Annotated in this window: 14 protein-coding genes; all 14 read right to left on the bottom strand. The window is 64.8% G+C overall.

The annotated features are described in order from the left end of the window. Positions 1-6: 6 nt before the first annotated feature. The 14 genes from mlaE to Tchar_RS01655 all read right to left on the bottom strand — a co-directional run bounded on the left by mlaE (position 7) and on the right by Tchar_RS01655 (position 19,502). Positions 7-792, bottom strand: coding sequence for a lipid asymmetry maintenance ABC transporter permease subunit MlaE (gene mlaE, locus Tchar_RS01720; RefSeq protein ID WP_144327372.1), 786 nt, complete (start codon positions 790-792; stop codon positions 7-9). Continuing rightward, positions 789-1,613 carry an ABC transporter ATP-binding protein gene (locus tag Tchar_RS01715; protein WP_144327371.1) on the bottom strand — a complete coding sequence of 275 codons (825 nt, stop codon included), beginning with the start codon at positions 1,611-1,613 and terminating at the stop codon, positions 789-791. The genes mlaE and Tchar_RS01715 overlap by 4 nt, the downstream gene beginning before the upstream one ends. Before the next feature lie 123 nt (positions 1,614-1,736). Further along, complete coding sequence (locus tag Tchar_RS01710) at positions 1,737-3,203, bottom strand: glutamate synthase subunit beta (protein WP_144327370.1); 1,467 nt, start codon at positions 3,201-3,203, stop codon at positions 1,737-1,739. A 38-nt stretch (positions 3,204-3,241) separates the two neighbouring features. Continuing rightward, a complete protein-coding gene (locus Tchar_RS01705) occupies positions 3,242-8,029 on the bottom strand; it encodes a glutamate synthase-related protein (RefSeq protein ID WP_144327369.1) in 4,788 nt (1,595 codons plus the stop codon). Positions 8,030-8,351: 322 nt separating this feature from the next. After that, positions 8,352-9,038: a transposase gene (locus Tchar_RS01700; protein ID WP_144327368.1), complete on the bottom strand. Its 687-nt coding sequence runs from the start codon at positions 9,036-9,038 to the stop codon at positions 8,352-8,354. Positions 9,039-9,286: 248 nt separating this feature from the next. Beyond that, on the bottom strand, positions 9,287-10,474 hold the full coding sequence (locus tag Tchar_RS01695) for a deoxyguanosinetriphosphate triphosphohydrolase (RefSeq protein WP_144327367.1): 1,188 nt from the start codon (positions 10,472-10,474) through the stop codon (positions 9,287-9,289). Further along, on the bottom strand, positions 10,474-11,610 hold the full coding sequence (aroB, locus tag Tchar_RS01690) for a 3-dehydroquinate synthase (RefSeq protein ID WP_144327366.1): 1,137 nt from the start codon (positions 11,608-11,610) through the stop codon (positions 10,474-10,476). The genes Tchar_RS01695 and aroB overlap by 1 nt, the downstream gene beginning before the upstream one ends. A 150-nt stretch (positions 11,611-11,760) precedes the next feature. Beyond that, positions 11,761-12,330, bottom strand: a complete 570-nt coding sequence (locus Tchar_RS01685; RefSeq protein WP_236640093.1) for a shikimate kinase — start codon at positions 12,328-12,330, stop codon at positions 11,761-11,763. Positions 12,331-12,334: 4 nt separating this feature from the next. After that, the gene (locus Tchar_RS01680) at positions 12,335-14,323 is read right to left on the bottom strand and encodes a pilus assembly protein N-terminal domain-containing protein (protein WP_144327365.1); all 1,989 of its coding nucleotides are present in this window, start codon (positions 14,321-14,323) and stop codon (positions 12,335-12,337) included. Between the two features lie 49 nt (positions 14,324-14,372). Then, positions 14,373-16,559 (bottom strand): type IV pilus secretin family protein, encoded by a 2,187-nt coding sequence (gene pilQ, locus Tchar_RS01675; protein WP_144327364.1) that lies wholly within the window; start codon positions 16,557-16,559, stop codon positions 14,373-14,375. Then, positions 16,556-17,059, bottom strand: a complete 504-nt coding sequence (locus Tchar_RS01670) for a pilus assembly protein PilP (RefSeq protein ID WP_236640092.1) — start codon at positions 17,057-17,059, stop codon at positions 16,556-16,558. Before Tchar_RS01670 ends, pilQ begins: the two co-directional genes overlap by 4 nt. An 86-nt stretch (positions 17,060-17,145) precedes the next feature. Continuing rightward, positions 17,146-17,832, bottom strand: a complete 687-nt coding sequence (locus Tchar_RS01665) for a type IV pilus inner membrane component PilO (protein ID WP_144327362.1) — start codon at positions 17,830-17,832, stop codon at positions 17,146-17,148. Positions 17,833-17,853: 21 nt separating this feature from the next. After that, positions 17,854-18,423 (bottom strand): PilN domain-containing protein, encoded by a 570-nt coding sequence (locus tag Tchar_RS01660; RefSeq protein WP_144327361.1) that lies wholly within the window; start codon positions 18,421-18,423, stop codon positions 17,854-17,856. Beyond that, the gene (locus tag Tchar_RS01655; RefSeq protein WP_144327360.1) at positions 18,420-19,502 is read right to left on the bottom strand and encodes a pilus assembly protein PilM; all 1,083 of its coding nucleotides are present in this window, start codon (positions 19,500-19,502) and stop codon (positions 18,420-18,422) included. The genes Tchar_RS01660 and Tchar_RS01655 overlap by 4 nt, the downstream gene beginning before the upstream one ends. Positions 19,503-19,629: the final 127 nt, after the last annotated feature.

The following is a 19,629-nucleotide window of genomic DNA, read 5'->3' as shown; positions in this document are numbered from 1 at the left end:
TCGTCGTCAGATGGTGAACATAAGCGCAGTGAGGATGAAGTCGAGCCCGAGCACGGTCAGCGACGCCATGACGACGGTGCGCGTGGTCGCGCGCGAGACGCCCTCGGGCGTGGGGTGTGACTCGAAGCCCTGCAATAGCGCAATGAAGGTCACGGCGATGGCAAACACCACGCTCTTGATGATGCCGTTGCCCACGTCCGACCAGACATCGACGCCACCCTGGATCTGGCTCCAGAAGGCGCCGCCGTCGACCCCGATCATCAGCACCCCCACGATCCAGCCGCCGATGATGCCCATGGCGCTGAACACCGCCGCCAGCAACGGCATCGCGATGACACCGGCCCAAAAGCGCGGCGCCAGCACGCGGTCGATCGGATCGACCGCCATCATCTCCATCACGCTGAGCTGCTCGCCGGCCTTCATGAGGCCGATTTCGGCCGTCAGCGAAGTGCCCGCGCGCCCGGCAAACAGCAGCGCCGTGACCACCGGCCCCAGCTCGCGCACCAGGCTCAGCGTCACCAGCAGGCCCAGCGCCTCGGCCGAGCCATAGCGCTGTAGCGTGTAGTAGCCCTGCAAGCCAAAGACGAAGCCGACGAACAGGCCCGACACCGCGATGATCGACAGCGAGTAGTTGCCCAAAAAATGGATCTGGTCGCGGATCAGGCCGAAGCGCCGAAAACTCGCCCACGAACCCAGCAGCAATCGCACGAACAGGCGCGCCCCCAGCCCGAGGTCGGCCAGCTTGACGCGCACCGCCCAGCCGATGTCGGCCGGATGCCACCAGCGCCTCATGGCCGCACCCCCTGCTGCGGCACCACGCCAAAATCCTGCGCCACCGGCGGCGCGGGGTGATGAAAGCGCACCGGCCCGTCGGGCGAGGCCGTGACGTACTGCCGAATCAACGGGTCGCTGCTGTGGCGTACCTCATCCGGCGTGCCCTGCATCGCCACCCGTCCGTTGGCCAGCACGACGATGTGGTCGGCCACCGCGAAGGTCGACTCCAGCTCGTGCGACACCATCAAACTGGTCAGCCCGAGCGTGTCGTTGAGCTGCCGGATCAGCCGCGCCGCGGTGCCCAGCGAAATCGGGTCCAGCCCGGAAAAGGGCTCGTCGTACATGATGAGCTCCGGATCGAGCGCGATGGCACGCGCCAGCGCCACGCGGCGCGCCATGCCGCCCGACAGCTCCCCGGGCATGAGGTCGCGCGCGCCGCGCAGACCCACCGCGTGCAGTTTCATCAACACGATGTCGCGAATCAGCGGCTCGGACAGGCGGGTGTGCTCGCGCAGCGGAAAGGCGACGTTGTCGAACACCGACATGTCGGTGAACAGGGCACCGAACTGGAACAGCATGCCCATGCGCCGGCGCATCGCGTACAGCCCATCGCGGTCCAGCGCACCGACGTCCCGGCCATCGAACAGCACCTGGCCGCTGCGTGCGCGCAGTTGCCCACCGATGAGACGCAACAACGTCGTCTTTCCCCCGCCCGAGGTGCCGATCAGCACCGAGACCTTGCCGCGTGGCACGTGCAGGCTGACGTCGTCGAGCACGACGCGGCCATCACCGTAACCGAAGGTGACACCGCGCAACTCGACCAGGGGAGGGACGTTCATGATGACCGCAAAATGACGAAGCCGGCAGCGCCGGCTTCGTCAATGATAAGGGAAATCCCCAATCGTTGTTCGCGAAGCGCGGGCCGGTCCTGCGGCCGACAGCGACTCCATCCGGACGGTGCCTCAGCGCGGCAGCACCGACTGCCCCATCAGAAATTCGTCCACCGCCCGCGCCGCCTGCCGACCCTCACGAATGGCCCACACCACCAGCGACTGGCCGCGCCGCATATCGCCCGCGGCAAACACCTTCGGCACGTTGGTGGCGTAGCCCCCCTGGGCCTCGGTGTGCGCCTTGGCGTTGCCGCGCACGTCTTTTTCCACACCAAACGCATCGAGCACGCTGCCGATGGGCGAGACGAAGCCCATGGCCAGCAACACCAGATCGGCCGGGTATTCCTTTTCGGTCCCGGGTACTTCGACCAGCTTGCCGTCCTTCATCTCGACGTGCACGGTGCGCACCGCGCTGACCTTACCACCCTTGCCGATGAAGGCTTGGGTGGCGATGGCGAACTCACGCTGGCAGCCCTCCTCGTGGCTGGTGCTGGTGCGCAGCTTCAGCGGCCAGTACGGCCACGTCAAGGGCTTGTTTTCTTGCGCGGGGGGCTGCGGCATCAGCTCGAACTGGGTGACGCTCAGCGCCCCTTGCCGGTTGCTGGTGCCGACGCAGTCGCTGCCGGTGTCGCCGCCACCGATGACGATGACGTGCTTGCCCGCCGCCGAAATCGGTTTTTTGAGCTTGTCGCCGGCGTTGAGCTTGTTTTGCTGCGGCAAAAACTCCATCGCGAAGTGGATGCCATCGAGCTCGCGCCCGGGCACCGGCAGGTCGCGCGGCTGCTCGGCGCCGCCGCACAGCAGCACGGCGTCGAACTCCGCCAGCAGCTGCCGCGGCTCGATGGTCTCGCGCGCGTCGTTGGTGACTTTGGCGCCCTCGGGCAAGGCGCCCACCAACGTGCGCGTGCGAAAGGTGACGCCTTCGGCCTGCATCTGGGCCAAGCGGCGATCGATCAGCCACTTCTCCAGCTTGAAGTCGGGAATGCCGTAGCGCAGCAGCCCGCCGACACGGTCGTTCTTCTCGAACACGGTGACGTCGTGGCCGGCGCGCGCCAGCTGCTGCGCCGCCGCCAGCCCCGCCGGGCCGGAGCCCACCACGGCGACGCGCTTACCGGTTTTGGCCACCGGCGGCTGCGGCACCACCCAACCCTCGGCCCAGGCGCGGTCGATGATGGCGTGCTCGATCGATTTGATACCGACCGGGTCGTCGTTGATGTTGAGCGTGCACGCAGCCTCGCACGGCGCCGGGCAAATGCGCCCGGTGAATTCCGGAAAGTTGTTGGTGCTGTGCAGCACCGCGATCGCGTTGCGCCAGTCGCCGCGATAGACCAGGTCGTTGAAGTCGGGAATGATGTTGTTGACCGGGCAGCCGTTGTTGCAAAACGGCGTGCCGCAATCCATGCAGCGCGCGCCCTGGATCTTGGCCTGCTGCTCGTCGAGCCCGATGACGAACTCGCGGTAGTGCTTGACGCGCTCGGCGGGCGGCTGGTAGCCCTCCTCGATGCGCGCGAACTCCATGAAACCGGTGATCTTGCCCATGATCGTTGCTTTTTCGTAATCCTCGATGACGGCGCGCTTCAGGCCACGGCCCCTTGGCGGGCCTTAGCCGCCGCCTTCACGGTCTTGGCTTCGCTGGCGACCGCACCGGCGGCCGCGGCCTTGGCGCCCAGCTCGGCCAGCGCGCGCTTGTACTCGTGCGGGAACACCTTGACGAAGCGCGTGCGCGCCGTCGCCCAGTCGTCCAGCAGGGCGCGCGCCTTGGTCGAGCCGGTCCAGCGGTGATGTTCTTCCAGCAGGTGGCGCAATTGCGCCTCGTCGGTCTGGCCGCGGTGCCAGATCGCACGCTCGACCGTGGCCTCTTGCTCGGCGCTGCTGGGCACCCGCTCCAGCGCCACCATCGCCGTGTTGCAGCGCTTGGCAAACAACCCGTCCTCGTCGTACACGTAGGCCACGCCACCCGACATGCCAGCGGCGAAGTTGCGCCCGGTGGGGCCCAGCACCACCACCGTGCCGCCGGTCATATATTCGCAGCCGTGGTCGCCGGTGCCCTCCACCACCGCCGTGGCGCCCGACAGGCGCACCGCGAAACGCTCCCCAGCCACGCCGCGGAAGAACGCCTCGCCGCTGGTGGCGCCGTACAGCACGGTGTTGCCGACGATGATGTTGTGCCCGGCGTCGCCGCGGAAGTCGATGCTAGGCCGCACCACGATGCGCCCGCCCGACAGCCCCTTGCCGGTGTAGTCGTTGGCGTCGCCGATCAGGTACAGCGTGATGCCCTTGCACAGGAAGGCCCCGAACGACTGACCGCCGGTGCCTTCGAGCTGGATGCGGATGGTGTCATCGGGCAGCCCCTCCGGATGGTGGCGCGTGACCTCGCCCGACAGCATCGCCCCCACCGTGCGGTTGACGTTGCGCACGCTCTCGATGAATTGCACCTTCTCGCCGCGCTCGATGGCCGGCCGGGCCTTCTCGATCAGCTTGACGTCCAGCGCCTTGTCCAGGCCGTGGTTCTGCACCTCGGTGTGGCGACGCGGCACCTCGGGTCCGACCTGTGGCTGCTGCAACAGGCGGCTAACGTCGAGCCCGCGCGCCTTCCAGTGCGCGATGCCCTTCTTCATATCGAGCAGGTCGGTGCGCCCGATCAGGTCGTCGAAGCGGCGGATGCCCAGCTGCGCCATGATGGCGCGCACCTCCTCGGCGACGAAGAAGAAGTAGTTGACGACGTGCTCGGGCTTGCCGGCAAACTTTTTGCGCAGCACCGGGTCTTGGGTGGCCACCCCCACCGGGCAGGTGTTGAGGTGGCACTTGCGCATCATGATGCAACCCTCCACCACCAACGGCGCGGTGGCGAAGCCGAATTCATCCGCCCCCAGCAAAGCGCCGATCACCACGTCGCGCCCGGTCTTGATCTGACCGTCCACTTGGACGCGGATGCGCCCGCGCAGACGGTTGAGCACCAGCGTTTGCTGCGTCTCGGCCAGGCCGATTTCCCACGGACTGCCGGCGTGCTTGATCGACGACCACGGCGACGCGCCGGTGCCGCCGTCGTGGCCGGCGATGACCACGTGGTCGGCCTTGGCCTTGGCCACCCCGGCCGCGATCGTGCCCACGCCGACTTCGGACACCAGCTTGACCGAGATGTCGGCGCGCGGGTTGACGTTTTTCAGGTCGTGGATGAGCTGCGCCAAATCCTCGATCGAGTAGATGTCGTGGTGCGGCGGCGGGCTGATCAGGCCAACCCCGGGCACCGAATAGCGCAGATAGCCGATATAGGGCGACACCTTCGAGCCCGGCAACTGGCCGCCTTCGCCCGGCTTGGCGCCCTGCGCCATCTTGATCTGGATCTGGTCGGCGCTGACCAGGTACTCGGCGGTGACACCGAAGCGCCCCGAGGCGACTTGCTTGATGCGCGAGCGCAAGCTATCGCCGTCTTGCAGCGTGTAGTCCACCTCCACCTTGTCCGGGCCGATGATCGAGCCCACCGTTTGGCCCTGACGAATCGGGATGCCCTTGAGCTCGTTGCGGTAGCGTGCCGGGTCTTCGCCGCCTTCGCCGGTGTTGCTCTTGCCGCCGATGCGGTTCATCGCGATGGCCAGCGTGGTGTGGGCTTCGGTGCTGATCGAGCCCAGCGACATCGCTCCGGTGGCAAAGCGCTTGACGATCTCGGCGGCCGGCTCGACCTCCTCGATCGGGATCGCCTTGGCCGGATCGACCTTGAACTCGAACAGTCCGCGCAGCGTCATCAAGCGGCGCGACTGGTCGTTTATGATCTGTGCGTATTCCTTGTAGGTGGCGTAGTTGCCGGCGCGGGTGGCGTGTTGCAGCTTGGCAATCGCATCCGGCGTCCACATGTGCTCTTCGCCACGGACGCGCCAAGCGTACTCGCCGCCCACGTCCAGCATGTCGCGCAGCAGCGGGTCGTCGCCGAACGCCTGCCGGTGCAGGCGAATGGCCTCCTCGGCCATCTCGAACACGCCGATGCCCTCGACGCGGCTGGCGGTGCCGGTGAAATATTTGTCGATGGTCGCTTGATTGATGCCCACCGCTTCGAACAACTGCGCACCGCAGTAGCTCATGTAGGTGGACACGCCCATCTTGGACATGATCTTCGACAGGCCCTTGCCGACCGCCTTGATGTAGTTGGCGATGGCTTTGTCGGCCGAGAGCTCGCCGGGCAGGTCCTTGTGGATGGCCTTCAGCGTATCCAGCGCCAGATACGGATGCACGGCCTCGGCGCCGTAGCCGGCGAGCACCGCGAAGTGGTGCACCTCGCGCGCGCTGCCGGTCTCCACCACCAGACCGGTGGCGGTGCGCAGCCCCTCGCGGATCAGGTGCTGGTGCACGGCCGACAGCGCCAGCAGCGCCGGAATCGCCACCCGCTCGCGGTTGACGCCGCGGTCGCTGATGATGAGGATGTTGCTGCCGCTCTTGATGGCATCCACTGCCTCCGCGCACAGCGACGCCAGCTTGGCCTCCACTCCCTCTTTGCCCCAGGCCACGGGGTAGGTGATGTCGAGCGTGCTGCTCTTGAACTTGCCGCCCGTGCGCCGCTCGATGTCGCGCAGCTTGGCCATGTCGGCATGATTGAGCACCGGCTGGCTCACCTCCAGCCGCATCGGCGGGTTGACCTGATTGATGTCGAGCAGATTCGGGCGCGGGCCGATGAAGGACACCAACGACATCACGATCGCCTCGCGGATCGGATCGATCGGCGGGTTGGTGACCTGCGCGAACAGCTGCTTGAAATAGTGATACAGCGGCTTGGGGCGGTCGGACAACACCGGCAACGGGCTGTCGTTGCCCATCGAGCCGACGCCCTCTTCGCCGTTTTGCGCCATCGGGGCCATCAGAAATTTGATGTCCTCCTGGGTGTAGCCGAAGGCTTGCTGCAGGTCGAGCAGCTGTGCGTCCACGCGCTCCATGGCCGCGTGCGACGACTCATCGGCCACCGCGCGCACGCTGGCCTCGTCGTCGCCGGCCACCGGGCGCTCCACGTCATCCAAGCGAATGCGCAGGTTCTCGATCCACTGCTTGTAGGGCTTGGCGTTGGCCAGCGTCGCCTTGACCTCTTCGTCATCGATCAGACGGCCCTGCTCTAGGTCGATCAGGAACATCTTGCCCGGCTGCAAGCGCCACTTGCGCACGATCTTGCTCTCGGGCACCGGCAATACGCCCGACTCCGACGCCATAATGACCATGTCGTCGTCGGTGACGCAGTAGCGCGAAGGCCGCAGGCCATTGCGGTCCAGCGTCGCGCCAATCTGGCGCCCGTCGGTGAAGACGATCGACGCCGGCCCGTCCCAGGGCTCCAGCATCGCCGCGTGGTATTCGTAGAAGGCGCGTCGGCGCTCGTCCATCAACGTGTGCTGCTCCCACGGCTCGGGGATCATCATCATGACCGCCTGCGCCAGCGGATAGCCGGCCATGGTCAGCAACTCCAGACAGTTGTCGAAGGTGGCGGTGTCGGACTGGCCAGCAAAGCTAATCGGATACAGCTTCTTGAGGTCTTCACCCAGCACCGGTGAGGCCATCACCCCTTCGCGCGCGCGCATCCAGTTGTAGTTGCCCTTGACGGTGTTGATCTCGCCGTTGTGGGCCACGTAGCGGTAGGGGTGTGCCAGCGGCCACTCGGGGAAGGTGTTGGTCGAGAAGCGCTGGTGCACCAGGCCCAGCGCCGAGACGCAGCGCGGATCGCGCAAATCGAGGTAGTACTCGCCCACCTGGTTGGCCAGCAGCAGCCCTTTGTAGACCACAGTGCGGCTGCTCATGCTGGGCACGTAGTATTCCTTGCTGTGCGTCAGCTGCAGGCGCTGGATGGCGGCGCTGGCCGTCTTGCGAATCACGTAGAGCTTGCGCTCCAGCGCGTCCTGCACGATGACGTCGCTGCCGCGCCCGATGAACACCTGGCGGATCACCGGCTCGGTCTGACGTACCGCCGGCGACATCGGCATATCGCGATTCACCGGCACGTCACGCCAACCCAACAGCACCTGCCCCTCGGCCTTGATGGCGCGCTCGAGCTCCTGCTCACAGGCCAGGCGCGAGGCGTGCTCCTTGGGCAAAAAGATCATGCCCACGCCGTACTCGCCCGGCGGCGGCAGGGTCACGCCCTGCTTGGCCATCTCCTCGCGGTAGAGCTGATCGGGAATCTGGATCAGGATCCCGGCCCCGTCCCCCATCAGGGGATCGGCGCCGACAGCGCCCCGATGGTCCAGGTTTTCCAAAATTTTGAGCGCCTGCGCGATGATCGCGTGGCTCTTGCGACCCTTGATGTGGGCCACGAAACCGACGCCGCAAGCGTCGTGCTCATATGCGGGGTCATACAGACCGCCGGCGGGTGCGCAAAGGGGGGACGAATCAGACACGCCAGACTCCAAGGCAAAAAACACGATGGTGGGAGCATACGACAAGCCGGTGCGACACGCAAGCCAAATATTTGGGGTCAGAAGATTATTTATATACGAAGCAGAATCCCAATTTATTTATTGGGGACAGATTACATACACGACGGTCGACCCCTCACCCGCTGGGCCTCAACCTGGCCGGGCCGTAGCTGCCCGCCCCGTGCCGCAGCCAGGCGGCCCACTGCCGTCGGCCCCGGACTCGACGCACGAGCCCGACGGGCACGGGGCACCCCGCCACCGGACGGTCGCGCGCGCCATCCAACGGAGTGACCGGCGCGCACCTTCAGCCCCGCTTGCGGGGTCGGCCCGGACGCGCTGGCGTGACGCGTCGTCCGGTTTCGGCCTGCAGCGCAGCCAAAAAGTCGGCGTCTCCCAACGGCCAGCCTTTGGTGGCGGCCTCACGCAGGCGCTGCGCCGCAGCCGCCGGCAAGCCCTCACGCGAGTACTGGCGGTAGCGGGCCTCGCGCGCAAAGGGGGTATCGCCCAACGCCCACCAAGCCGCCGGCGGCGTCAGGCCGGCCTGCGCAGCCAGCCCGCCATAATGACCATGGGTGGACCATGGCCACGCCTCCGGCGCCGCAGCCAGCCCCAGACGCACCGGCTCGGCATCCAACATCAGCATCGCCGGCAGCACCCAGGGCTCGGCTAGGACGGTGGCGCGATAGCGTCCATCCCACAGCGTGCCGCTGCGCCCGTGGCGGCGGTTGAACGCGCGCACATAGGCGCGCCCGAGGGCCTGCATCCAGCGCGCCAGGGCGCCCTCGCGCCGGGGTGTGCCAAGCAGCCAAACGTCGGCCGCGAGCAGCGTGTAGGCGTGTAACGCCACCCCCTCCTGCTCGGCTCCAGCCAGCAGCAAATCTCGGCACAAGGCGCGATCACCGTCATCGACGAAGACCGGCTGCCCGCTGTGGCCGATATGTCGCAACAGGTGGGGGCGTCCGGTGACCGACCACCGCGGCTGGCGCGCCATCTACACCGCCTCCCCGCCTCGCACCAAGCCCCAGGCTCGCCACACAACGCCCTGCTGCAGCAACGGCGATACGGTGGCCTGCCACCCCGTCACGGCCAGCGGAGCCGACGATGAGCGCGGCGAAAAAAAATTCGGCCGCGAGCCCGAGCCAAAAAACGCCCGCCGGATCGCGGTCCGCCCAAAGGCTGACGGCATGGCAGGCGGCGCACCGCGTTGGCTCTCTCCCATCCGGCGCATCGGCATCACTGCTATCCAAACAGGCGTTCACCCGTGAGCCGCTGGTGCTCGCGGATCGCGAAGCGATCGGTCATGCCGGCAATGTAGTCGGCCACGCGGCGCCGCAGCGACAACGCCACCCCCGGGCGCGGCGGGGGCAGCAGACGGGGATCGGCACAGTAGGCCCGGTACAGGTCGGCCACCACGCGCCGGGCGCGCCCGGTGGTGTCCATCACCTGCGGGTGCCGATACAGGTTGACGAGCAAAAAACGCTTCAACGCGGCGCTTGCCTCACGCATCGCCGGCGAAAATCCGAGCAGCGGCGCACGACTGCGGACGTCATCCAGCGTGCGCACTCCGGCGGCGGCCAGGGCGCGCCGCGTGGCGTCGATGACGTCATACACCTGGGCGCTGAGCATGCGACGGATCGTCTCATACAGCAAGCGGCGCCCGTGCAAGGCCGGATGCTCGGCCAACGCCTCGCGCCGAAAGACATCGAACAGCTCGACCGCTTCGAGCTGCTCCAGGGTGAGCAGTCCGCTGCGCACGCCATCGTCGATATCGTGCGCGTTGTAGGCGATCTCGTCGGCCACATTGGCCAACTGGGCCTCCAACGAGGGTGAGTGACCACGCAGAAAACGCGCCCCCACCCCACCCGGTTCACGCGCTTCCAACCACTCGGCATTGGCACGCGAGCAGTGCTTGAGGATGCCTTCGCGCGTCTCGAAACAGAGGTTGAGTCCGTCAAAGGCGGGGTAGCGCTCCTCCAACGCATCGACGACGCGCAAACTCTGCAGATTGTGCTCGAAGCCGCCGTGCGGCTCGTCGGCGCCACGCGGCTCATCGCGTGCCGGGCCGTCGTCTTCGTGCAGACAGGCATTGAGGGCGTCTTGGCCGGCATGGCCAAAGGGGGTGTGGCCCAGATCGTGCGCCAGCGCAATCGCTTCCACCAAATCCTCATGCAAACCCAAGGCGCGTGCGATGCTACGCCCCAGCTGGGCCACTTCCAGCGAATGCGTCAGGCGGGTGCGAAACAGGTCGCCCTCGTGGTTGAGAAAGACCTGGGTCTTGTAGACCAAGCGCCGAAACGCCGACGAGTGAATGATGCGGTCCCGATCGCGCTGAAACGGATTGCGCGTCGGCGCCGGCGGCTCGGGGTGGCGGCGCCCGCGCGAGTGCGCCGGATCACAGGCGTAGGAAGCAAGCGCCATCGGCCCCATCACACGCAGCAGGCGTCGATCACCTCGGCCACCACCGCGTCGGGCACCGGACAGAGCTCGGCGTGGCCTTGCTCATCCACGACGATGAACCGGATGGCCCCCGCCTCGGCCTTCTTGTCCACGCGCATCAGCGCCAGGTAGCGCGCCGCGTTGTCATCGGCCAGGCGCGGGGCGCGCGTGGGCAGCCCGGCAGCAGCGATCAACCGCGTCAGCCGCTGCACGTAGTCCGCCGACACCCGGCCCAGCCGCTGCGACAGCGTCGCCGCCATCACCATGCCGCACCCCACGGCTTCGCCGTGCAGCCATGCACCGTAGCCCAAACCGGCCTCGATGGCGTGACCAAACGTATGACCAAAATTCAAAATGGCGCGCAGCCCGGACTCGCGCTCGTCCTGCCCCACCACCGCTGCCTTGATCTCGCAGCTGCGTCGCACCGCATACGCCAGCGCCGACGGCTCGCGCGCGCGCAGCGCCTCCATCCGGTCTTCGACCCAGTCCAAAAACGCGGGGTCGGCGATCGGCCCGTATTTGATCACTTCCGCCAGGCCGGCACTGAACTCGCGCGCCGGCAGCGTCGCCAGCGTCGCCAAATCGCATACCACCCGCAGTGGCTGGTAGAAGGCACCGATCATATTTTTGCCCAGCGGGTGATTGATCGCCGTCTTGCCACCCACCGAAGAGTCGACCTGCGCCAACAACGTCGTGGGTACCTGCACGAAGGGTACCCCACGTTGGTAACACGCCGCAGCGAATCCCGTCATGTCACCGATCACGCCACCGCCCAGCGCAAACAGCACCGTCTTACGGTCACAGGCGTGGGTCAGCAGCGCATCGAAAATCCGGTTCAACGTCGGCCAGTCCTTGTGCGCCTCCCCATCCGGCAGCACGATGTCGAGCACGCGCGGGAAATGCGGCGCCAAGGCCGACCGCAGACGACTCAGATACAGCGGGGCCACCACGTCGTTGGTGACGATGGCCGCCGTCGCCGCCCGCGGCAAGCCCGCCCACGTCCCCGGATCGCCCAACACCTCTGCGCCGATATCGATCGCATAGCTGCGCTCACCCAGATCGATGGTGACGCGGTGCAAAAAGCCGGGCGACGTACCCGCGGTGGAAAGGGTGGCGGCAACATCCATGCGACAAGTGTACCGAAGGGACGACGACCCCAATCCGAGGTGCCCGCGACCACGAGCTTCCTGCAACCGTCACCGGGAAAGCTGTGTGCGGCGGCCACGGGCGGCACGACGCTGCACCGTGTTCGCCACTCCGCACCCGCGGTGTTACGCCTACTTCTCGCGTGGCCCGGACGGGGCCTCGTCACCGGACGAGCCCTGCGCCACGCCCGACGGGTCGAGCTCCAATTGCGCGAGCATCCGGTGCACCAACAACGTCACCGAGGGACGCCCGGTCTCCACCACGTGATGCGCCGTCTCCCGGTACAGCGGATCGCGCGCGGCGTACAGCTCGCGCAAGCGCCGCAGCGGGTCCGCCACCTGCAGCAGCGGCCGGGTGCGGTCGTGACGCAAGCGCCGAAACAAATCCTCCGGGGCTGCCCGCAAATAAAAGACCCGCCCGCGCTCGCGCAGATGGCGCCGGTTGGCGGGGCGCAATACCGCCCCGCCGCCCGTGGACAGCACACACGCCGGGCCACGCGTGAGCTCATCGATCACCGCTTCTTCCAGATCGCGAAACGCCGGCTCCCCTTCACGCTCGAAAAAGGCGCGAATCGTGCACCCGAGGCGATCCTCGATCACCTGGTCGGAATCGACGAACGGCAACTGCAGCCGCCGCGCCAGCTGCCGGCCGACCGTGGTCTTGCCGGCGCCGGGCAGACCGATGAGTACTATCGCGCTCACCTCGTCAATTGTTATTCTTGATCTTGATTTGACTGGTCGCGCTTGCCCCAGTTGAGTCAATGACAGTCACGATGACTTCCCTATCATCAGATACGTCTCTGCTGCCCAGTTGCCGAATGGTAAACGTCGAACCGACAATCGGCGTGTTATTTCCAAACGTCGTTCCATCACCCACCTCAATAAGGCTGGTGTCAGAACTAAATACCCTGTACGGGCCGACGCCACCATAAATATTCACATCAATGTGCAGAGGCGTAACGATCGTGCGCTCCGCAAGCTCCAAGGTCGAGGGCGACACGCGCAGATTCGGTGTCCCAGCCCCGGCCGTCAATTGCACGCTGACCGTTTCTCCCTTGGCATCGCGAACCGTCACGACCGTCGAGCCAGCATTCAACAGCGTCGCGACAAACTCGCCGCCGCTGCTGCCAATGCTCGTCGGCGATACCGCCGCAACCGCCGGATTGTTGATCGTCAAGGTGTAGGGCGCCGTGCCGCCCGCAACCACGAAGCGCAGGGTATCGCCGACCGCCCCGGTAGCCGATGACGGGAATGTCGCAAGCGCGACCGTCTCACCCGAGTCGACAGCAATGACGTTGACGGTGTTGATGCCCGACGCGGTATTGCCCAAGGCGTCATAAACGAACACCGTCGAAGACCCTGCAGCCAATCCCCGCAGGCGCAGCGTGCGCCCATCGCCAATGATGCTTGCCTCGAGCACCTGCGGGTTGCCGGCAACCGCCACCAGCGGCAAGGTACCCCCCGTGATGGTGTAGGTGCGCACGCCGCCCAACGGCAGGTTCAGCGTCGGCGGAGCCAGAACGGCGAAGTTGGTTTCTGGGGGCTCGACCTCACCGCACACATCACCCAAGTCGAGCACGGTCACAGTGGCCGTGCCCACCGATCCGGCGGCGTCGATTGCCGTCAGTTCAACGTCGGTGTCGGCACCAACACAAGCAGACGCCCCAACGGTGCCAATGAAGCTACCAAATTCCGTTCCATCCGAATTGATGGTCGGTGCAGTCACACCGGATACCGCGACCAGACCCGGGCGACTGCTGAGCACCACCAAGGGACCACGGGCCCCCGTCCTGACCTGGAACTTCACTTGGGTACCGGAGGCTTCCGCAACCCGAAGTTGACTCGGTGAAATCGCGATTTGGGTATTGCGCGCTACGACCGTAACGTTTGTCGTGACTGTTTTTCCCGTGGCGTCAGCGAACACCACATCGACCCCGCCAGTCACCAACCATCCGACAATTTCGAATTCATTGTCTGTCAAGCGTTTGACTTGCACCGCTGACGGGATTCCTCCAGCTATCCGGTATGGCGGCTGACCACCGCTCAGTATCACGGTGCTGGGAACGCCGATCGGCAAGGAAATACTACCCACCGACACCCGCAACTCGGGCGAACCCACGGTGACAGCAACCTCCAGCTCGGTGCCCGCCGCATCGCGAATGCGTACTTGCATGTTACCAATCGCCACCCCTTGAATGCGCCACTGCTCGGCATCGAGTTGCGTGACCGCGGCGACCAACGGCGCGTTGCCGGTGATCACATAGGGTTTGACCCCGCCGGCGACACGGAAGGTACGCGCCTCACTGGGCCCCACGCCCAACTGAAGCGTCGCTGGGGCCGTCGTGTACAGCGGGATGCTGGACCCCACCTTAACGGTGAGTCCGACTGTGTTACCCGCTCGATCAGCGACCGTCACGCGTGTTTCACCCGCGTTTTGTCCGCCGATGATCAGCTGGCTTCCCTCCAGGGCGGCGACGGCGATGGCCCGCTCGGCGCTTACAACGCGGTAAGGCGGCACCCCCCCCGAAACCGGCAGTGTCCGCGCTTCGCCTGGCATCAGGGTCAAAGCGGTGACGGCCCCCACCGACAACGCGCCATCATTGGGATTCGCGCCGGGTGAGCCGCCACCGCCGCCACAGGCGGCCAGAGCCGAGACCAATGCGGTTGCCAGCCAAACCATCCATCGCTTGATCATGACGTTCTCCTAAAACTTCTCGACTCGAAGCGAGCGCATGCCTATAACCTCACTGTGTTGCGACACCATCTTCGATCACGACGGGGGTGACGAAAATCAACAGCTCACGTTTATTGGCGGTGTTGTTGCGGTTTTTGAACAAATTACCCAAAACAGGAACATCACCCAGTACCGGCACCTTGTCGACACTTTCGATTTCTTCTTGCTCGAATATTCCACCGATCATAACGGTCCCCCCGCTGTCTACCATGACCTCCGTCTCGATTTCTTTGACGGCAAGCTGGGGACCTGCCGATGTGATACCGGTCAACTGATTCTTCGTTGCCCGGATGGACATGAGCACTTTACCAGCCGGCGTGATCTGCGGCGTCACCTCCAACGATAAATTGGCGTCGATGGTCACGATCAAGTCCTCGGCCCCACCACCGGCGCCTGTGCGGCGCTGCAGATAGCGCAGCTGATCGCCCTGTTTGATGGTCGCTTTATTGAGGTCGCTGGTGACGATCTTCGGGCTTGAAATGATACGACCCTTGTTGTCGGACTCGAGCGCCGCCAGCTCCAGATTCAGAAACCGATTGGCCGCCGGGCTAAACAGTGACAAGGCAAAGCGAGGCACGTCGATGTTATTGACATTGGCTGTGGCCGGCAGATTGAAGAAGTTGGTATTTTGATTGTTCAAACCCCCGGTCGATTCACCGGTGGTGGCGGTGATGGCGTCATACGAGCCACCGATTGCAACGCGTGCGCCACCCCCCACACTGTAGCCGGCATCGCCGCCCCGAATCGTGCGAAGGTCCGCGCCACCCAACCGCACCCCAAGTGCGCGCCCAAAACCCTCCCGAGCCTCAACCAACCGCGCTTGGATCATGACTTGACGTTTGGGACTGTCAACGCGGCGAATGTAGTCCCTGACTGCTTCGAGCCGAGCCGAGACGTCGGTCACAAATACCTGATTGGTACGAGAATCGGCAACCGCCGAGCCCCGGGTAGAGAGCAGGCGATTGGTAGCCACGTTCTCTCCGCCACCGCTGGAGGTCGCATCCTTGAGCGTTTTGACAACATCCTCGGCTTTCGCAAAATTGAGCCGGAACACCTCGGTACGCAGCGGCTCCAGTTCTTCGAGTTTTTTCCCGACTTCGCGCTGCGCCAGGGCCTCGGCGTCCAGATCCTTCTTCGGCGCGATACGGATGACGTTGCCACTCTTGGTCATGCCCAGCTGCTTGGCCTCGAGAATGATGTCGAGCGCCTGATCCCATGGCACGTCTTTCAAGCGCAACGTCAGGTTGCCTTGCACGCTGTCGGTCGTGATGATGTTGAAGCCGGTGAAATCGGCAAACACCTGCAGCAGCGAACGCACGTCGATATTTTGGAAGTTCAGCGTCAGTTTTTCGCCGCTGTAGCGGGTCCCTTGCACCAGCTTGGACGGATCGGGTGTGACCGGCCGAACTTCCAAGACGAAACGGTTGTCGCGCTGATAGGCGCTGTGTTCCCACTCCCCGACGGCCTCGACCAACAAGCGCACACGATCGCCCACCTGCGAGGCGGTGATCATGCGCACGGGCGTAGCGAAATCGATCACGTCCATGCGGCGACGCAGCCCTTCAGGCAACCTGGTGCGCAAAAACTCAACCACCAAGGCGCGCCCCTGGTTGCGAATATCGACGCCGGTTTGCGGGTCCCCGAGCTCGACGATCACACGCCCCGCACCGTCTTCGCTGCGCCGAAAGTCGATGTCGACCAGCGCCTTGGTCTCGGCTGTCGGTTGGTCGGAGGCGAAGGTCGCCGGCGCTGCCACGCTCGCGGCGGTGTCGGTCGGCTGCAGGGTCACCAGCAACACGTTGCCGCGCAGCTCGGTCTCGTACGGCACGGCCCGATTCAAATTGAAAACGACGCGCGTGCGGCCCTGCGCCTCGATCACATGGACCGAGCGCAGATTGCCCTGATTGAGATCGAACACGGCGCGTCCCGCCTCATTGCGTGCGGCCGGAAAATCAAACACAACACGTGCCGGGCTCTGGATCGTAAAAGCGCGTGGGACGGCGGACAAGGGCTGCGCAGTCTCGATACGAACCACCTCGCGCCCTGCCACGACACTGGCGCTGACGGCCCGAATTGCCTCCTGTGCGTGGGCCAGGCCGCCAACCAGCAGACCCACGAGCACGAGCCAGATCCGCCAGCCCGATGGGCCCCGCCTTCGCGCGACCGACGTGGCGAAGAAAAACTGTCCGGTCGTCATTTGCCGCTTCCTTCCTGTAACTGCAACGTGGCGATGCGCTCGACCCATTCACCGGCAGCGTCTTGCACGATTTCGCGCAGAGTGATCTGATTTTCGGTGATGGCGGTGATGCGCCCATAGTTTTGACCCAAGTGGTTGCCCACCCCCACGGTGTAGAGCAGACCGTTGACGCGCAACAACGCCACCCGCTTACCCCCTTGGTGGAGCATGCCGACCATGGCCATGGCATCGAGGGGAAATTCCTCCAGCGGCTCGCGCTGGCGCCGCTGCTCCGCCTCGAGCAAGCGCGACGCCGCCGCCGAAGCCAAGTCAGCACGCAAAGCGCTGATGAGCCGCTCTTCTGCAAACGGCGAGACCGCGTCGCTGACCAGATAAACCTGGGGCTGGAATGCCGTCGGAGGATGCACAGTTTCAGCCTTGGGTTGTACGTTGGCGCGCTGCTGCGCCATCCACTGCTGGAGGTCGTCGTCACCTGGGCTCGAGCAGGCCGACACGGCCATCACGACCACCGTCAGCGTTGCCACAAACACGCGCGGTACCCCGGCGATAGGCTCGTGCTCACAGCCTCGAGTCACGACTACGCACCTCATTTCGAGGCCTCCTTCTGTGCTTTCTTGGCTTCCTTTTGGGCCTGAATTTCATCGGGGTCGAGGTAGCGAAACGTCTTGGCCGTTGCCTCCAGCGTTAGTATCTCGGGCCGATTGGGCGCAGGCTGAATCGCCAGGTTATTCAAGGTAACGATGCGGGACAGCTGCGCCACGTCGGCGACAAACATACCGATATCGTGATACGAGCCAGCCACCCGCAGCGTAATCGGCAGCTCGGCATAATAATCTCGAACCACTTCCTGCCCTGGACGAAACAGCTCGAATTGCAATCCACGTCCCACACCAGCTTGATTGATATCCGACAGCAGCGCATCCATCTCGGCCCGACTGGGTAGCTGTTTTTCGAGTTGGGCAACATACTGGCGAACCTGCTCGAGCTGCGCCTTGCGCGTATCCAACGCAGCCGCCTGAGCGAGCTTGCGCACAAACTCGTCACGCAGTTGCGTTTCTTGCTGCTGTGCTGCCTCCAGCGTCTCGATTTGCGCCGAGATCCAGATGTACCACAGTCCCGTAAAAACGAATACTGCGACCGCCGCCAACAGCAGGGCCTTCGGCAACGTTGGCCAGCGGGAGGGATCGTTGGGATCGAGCCCGCGGAACTGGGCCTGCAGATGTTGCTGCAATTGGGCCCAATCGATTGCGGCGATCTTACGTTTTGTGGCCATGGTATCGGTCCGTCCGGGATATCAACCGCCCTCCGCTTTACCCAAGGTCAGACGCAGCGAAAAATTGAATACGCGACGCTGTCCACCGCGATTGATCGTCATGGTATCCGCGGTAATTTCGATGAGTTGTGGCTGACGCAACCACGGACTGGCCCCAGAAAAATTACGCAACAGCTCAGAGACGCGCTCCTGCGACTGCGCCACGCCGTTGAGGGTAATGCCGCCGCTTTCCTGCTTGATCGCGCGCAGGGTCACCCCCTCGGGCAACCGAAGCACCAACTCATTGAGTAAATGCACGGGCACGTTGCGGTCGGCTTGCAGGCTTTCGACGGCACTCTGCCGGGCTTTCAGCGCTTCCAGTTCATCTTGCAAGGTCGCAATTTCCTTGATCTGGGCGTCCAGCTGAGCGATTTCGCGCTGCAGCAATTGGTTGCGTCCCTCCTGCTCCGCGATATGTGCATCGAACCAGGCAAACAGCGAAACGGCCGCCACGACCCCGACCGCCGCCGCCAGCCCCATGTGCAGGTAAAAGCGCTCGCGTCGCTTCTTGCGCGCCCACTCGCGGTGCGGCAGCAGGTTGACGGCGATCATGAGGCGAACCTCCGCAGAGCCAGCCCGGTGGCCACCAGATAAGACGTCTGCTCTACGGCCAAGCGGGCTGGCGAGAGCTGCGGCGGCAGCGCCATGCCATCGAACGGGTTGAGCACACTGGTGGGAAAACCGGTCTGCGCCATGACCGCCTGGGCCACTCCGGGCAGACTGGCCGACCCACCGGACAACAGAATGTGATCGACTTTGTTGTGCGGCGTGCTGGTGAAGAAAAACTGCAGCGCCCGCCCCAATTCCTGCCCCAGGGTGTCCAAAAACGGCTGCAACACCTGCTGCGGATAGTCAGCTGGCAAGCCAATCCCGTTCTTTTTTTTCAGTTCCGCCTCCTCCAGGGGCATGGCGTACTGACGCGCGATCGCCTGTGTCAGCATCTGCCCCCCGATGGGTTGATCGCGCTCGTAGATCATTTCCTCGTTGCGAATGACCTGCAGCGCAGTGGACGCCGAACCGATTTCGAACAACGCCACCACCGCGTTGGCACCGGCGTTGGACAAGCGCTCGATGGCGCGCCGCGCCGCCAGCCGGGCAGCGTAGGGCTCGATGTCGCAAATGACGGGATTCAAGCCCGCGGCCTCCGCGAGCCCCTGTCGGTCCGAGACCTTCTCTTTACGGGCTGCCGCCACCAACACCTCCACATAGCCCTGTGCCGACGACGACGGCCCGACGACGCAGAAATCCAACGCCACATCGGACAGGGGAAACGGAATCAGCTGTGCGGCTTCGGCCTCGACCTGCAGCTCCAGCTCATCCTCGTTGAGCTCACCGGGCACGTGGATCTTGCGTGTGATCACCGCCGAGCCCGGCAACGCCAGCGCCACGTCTTTGGTCTTCGTTCCCGCCTTGCGCACCAGACGCCGCAGCGCTTCGGCCACCTCATCGAATTTTTCGATGTTGCCATCGACGATCCAACCCTTGTCCATCGGCTCGATGGCACAGTGCAACACGGCGTAGCGGCCATCGCGCAGGCGGTCGAGCTCGACCAGCTTCAGGGTGGTGGAGCCGATGTCCACGCCCAGCAGCGGCGCTGGTTCACGACCAAACAAGGATCCCAGTGTGATCAAGTCCCACCCCCAAATGCCTGCCGGACAGCCCAGCATTCGTACGTAGTGTATAAGTGCCACTATCGTATCAGCAATGCGGGCATGAGCCCGCTCGAAAGCGAGCCCAAGCCACGCCATTGGCTCGAAG

This window comes from Tepidimonas charontis, from assembly GCF_007556685.1.
GTDB classification, from domain to species: Bacteria; Pseudomonadota; Gammaproteobacteria; order Burkholderiales; family Burkholderiaceae_C; genus Tepidimonas; species Tepidimonas charontis.
This window is presented reverse-complemented; position numbering and strand designations above follow the sequence as displayed.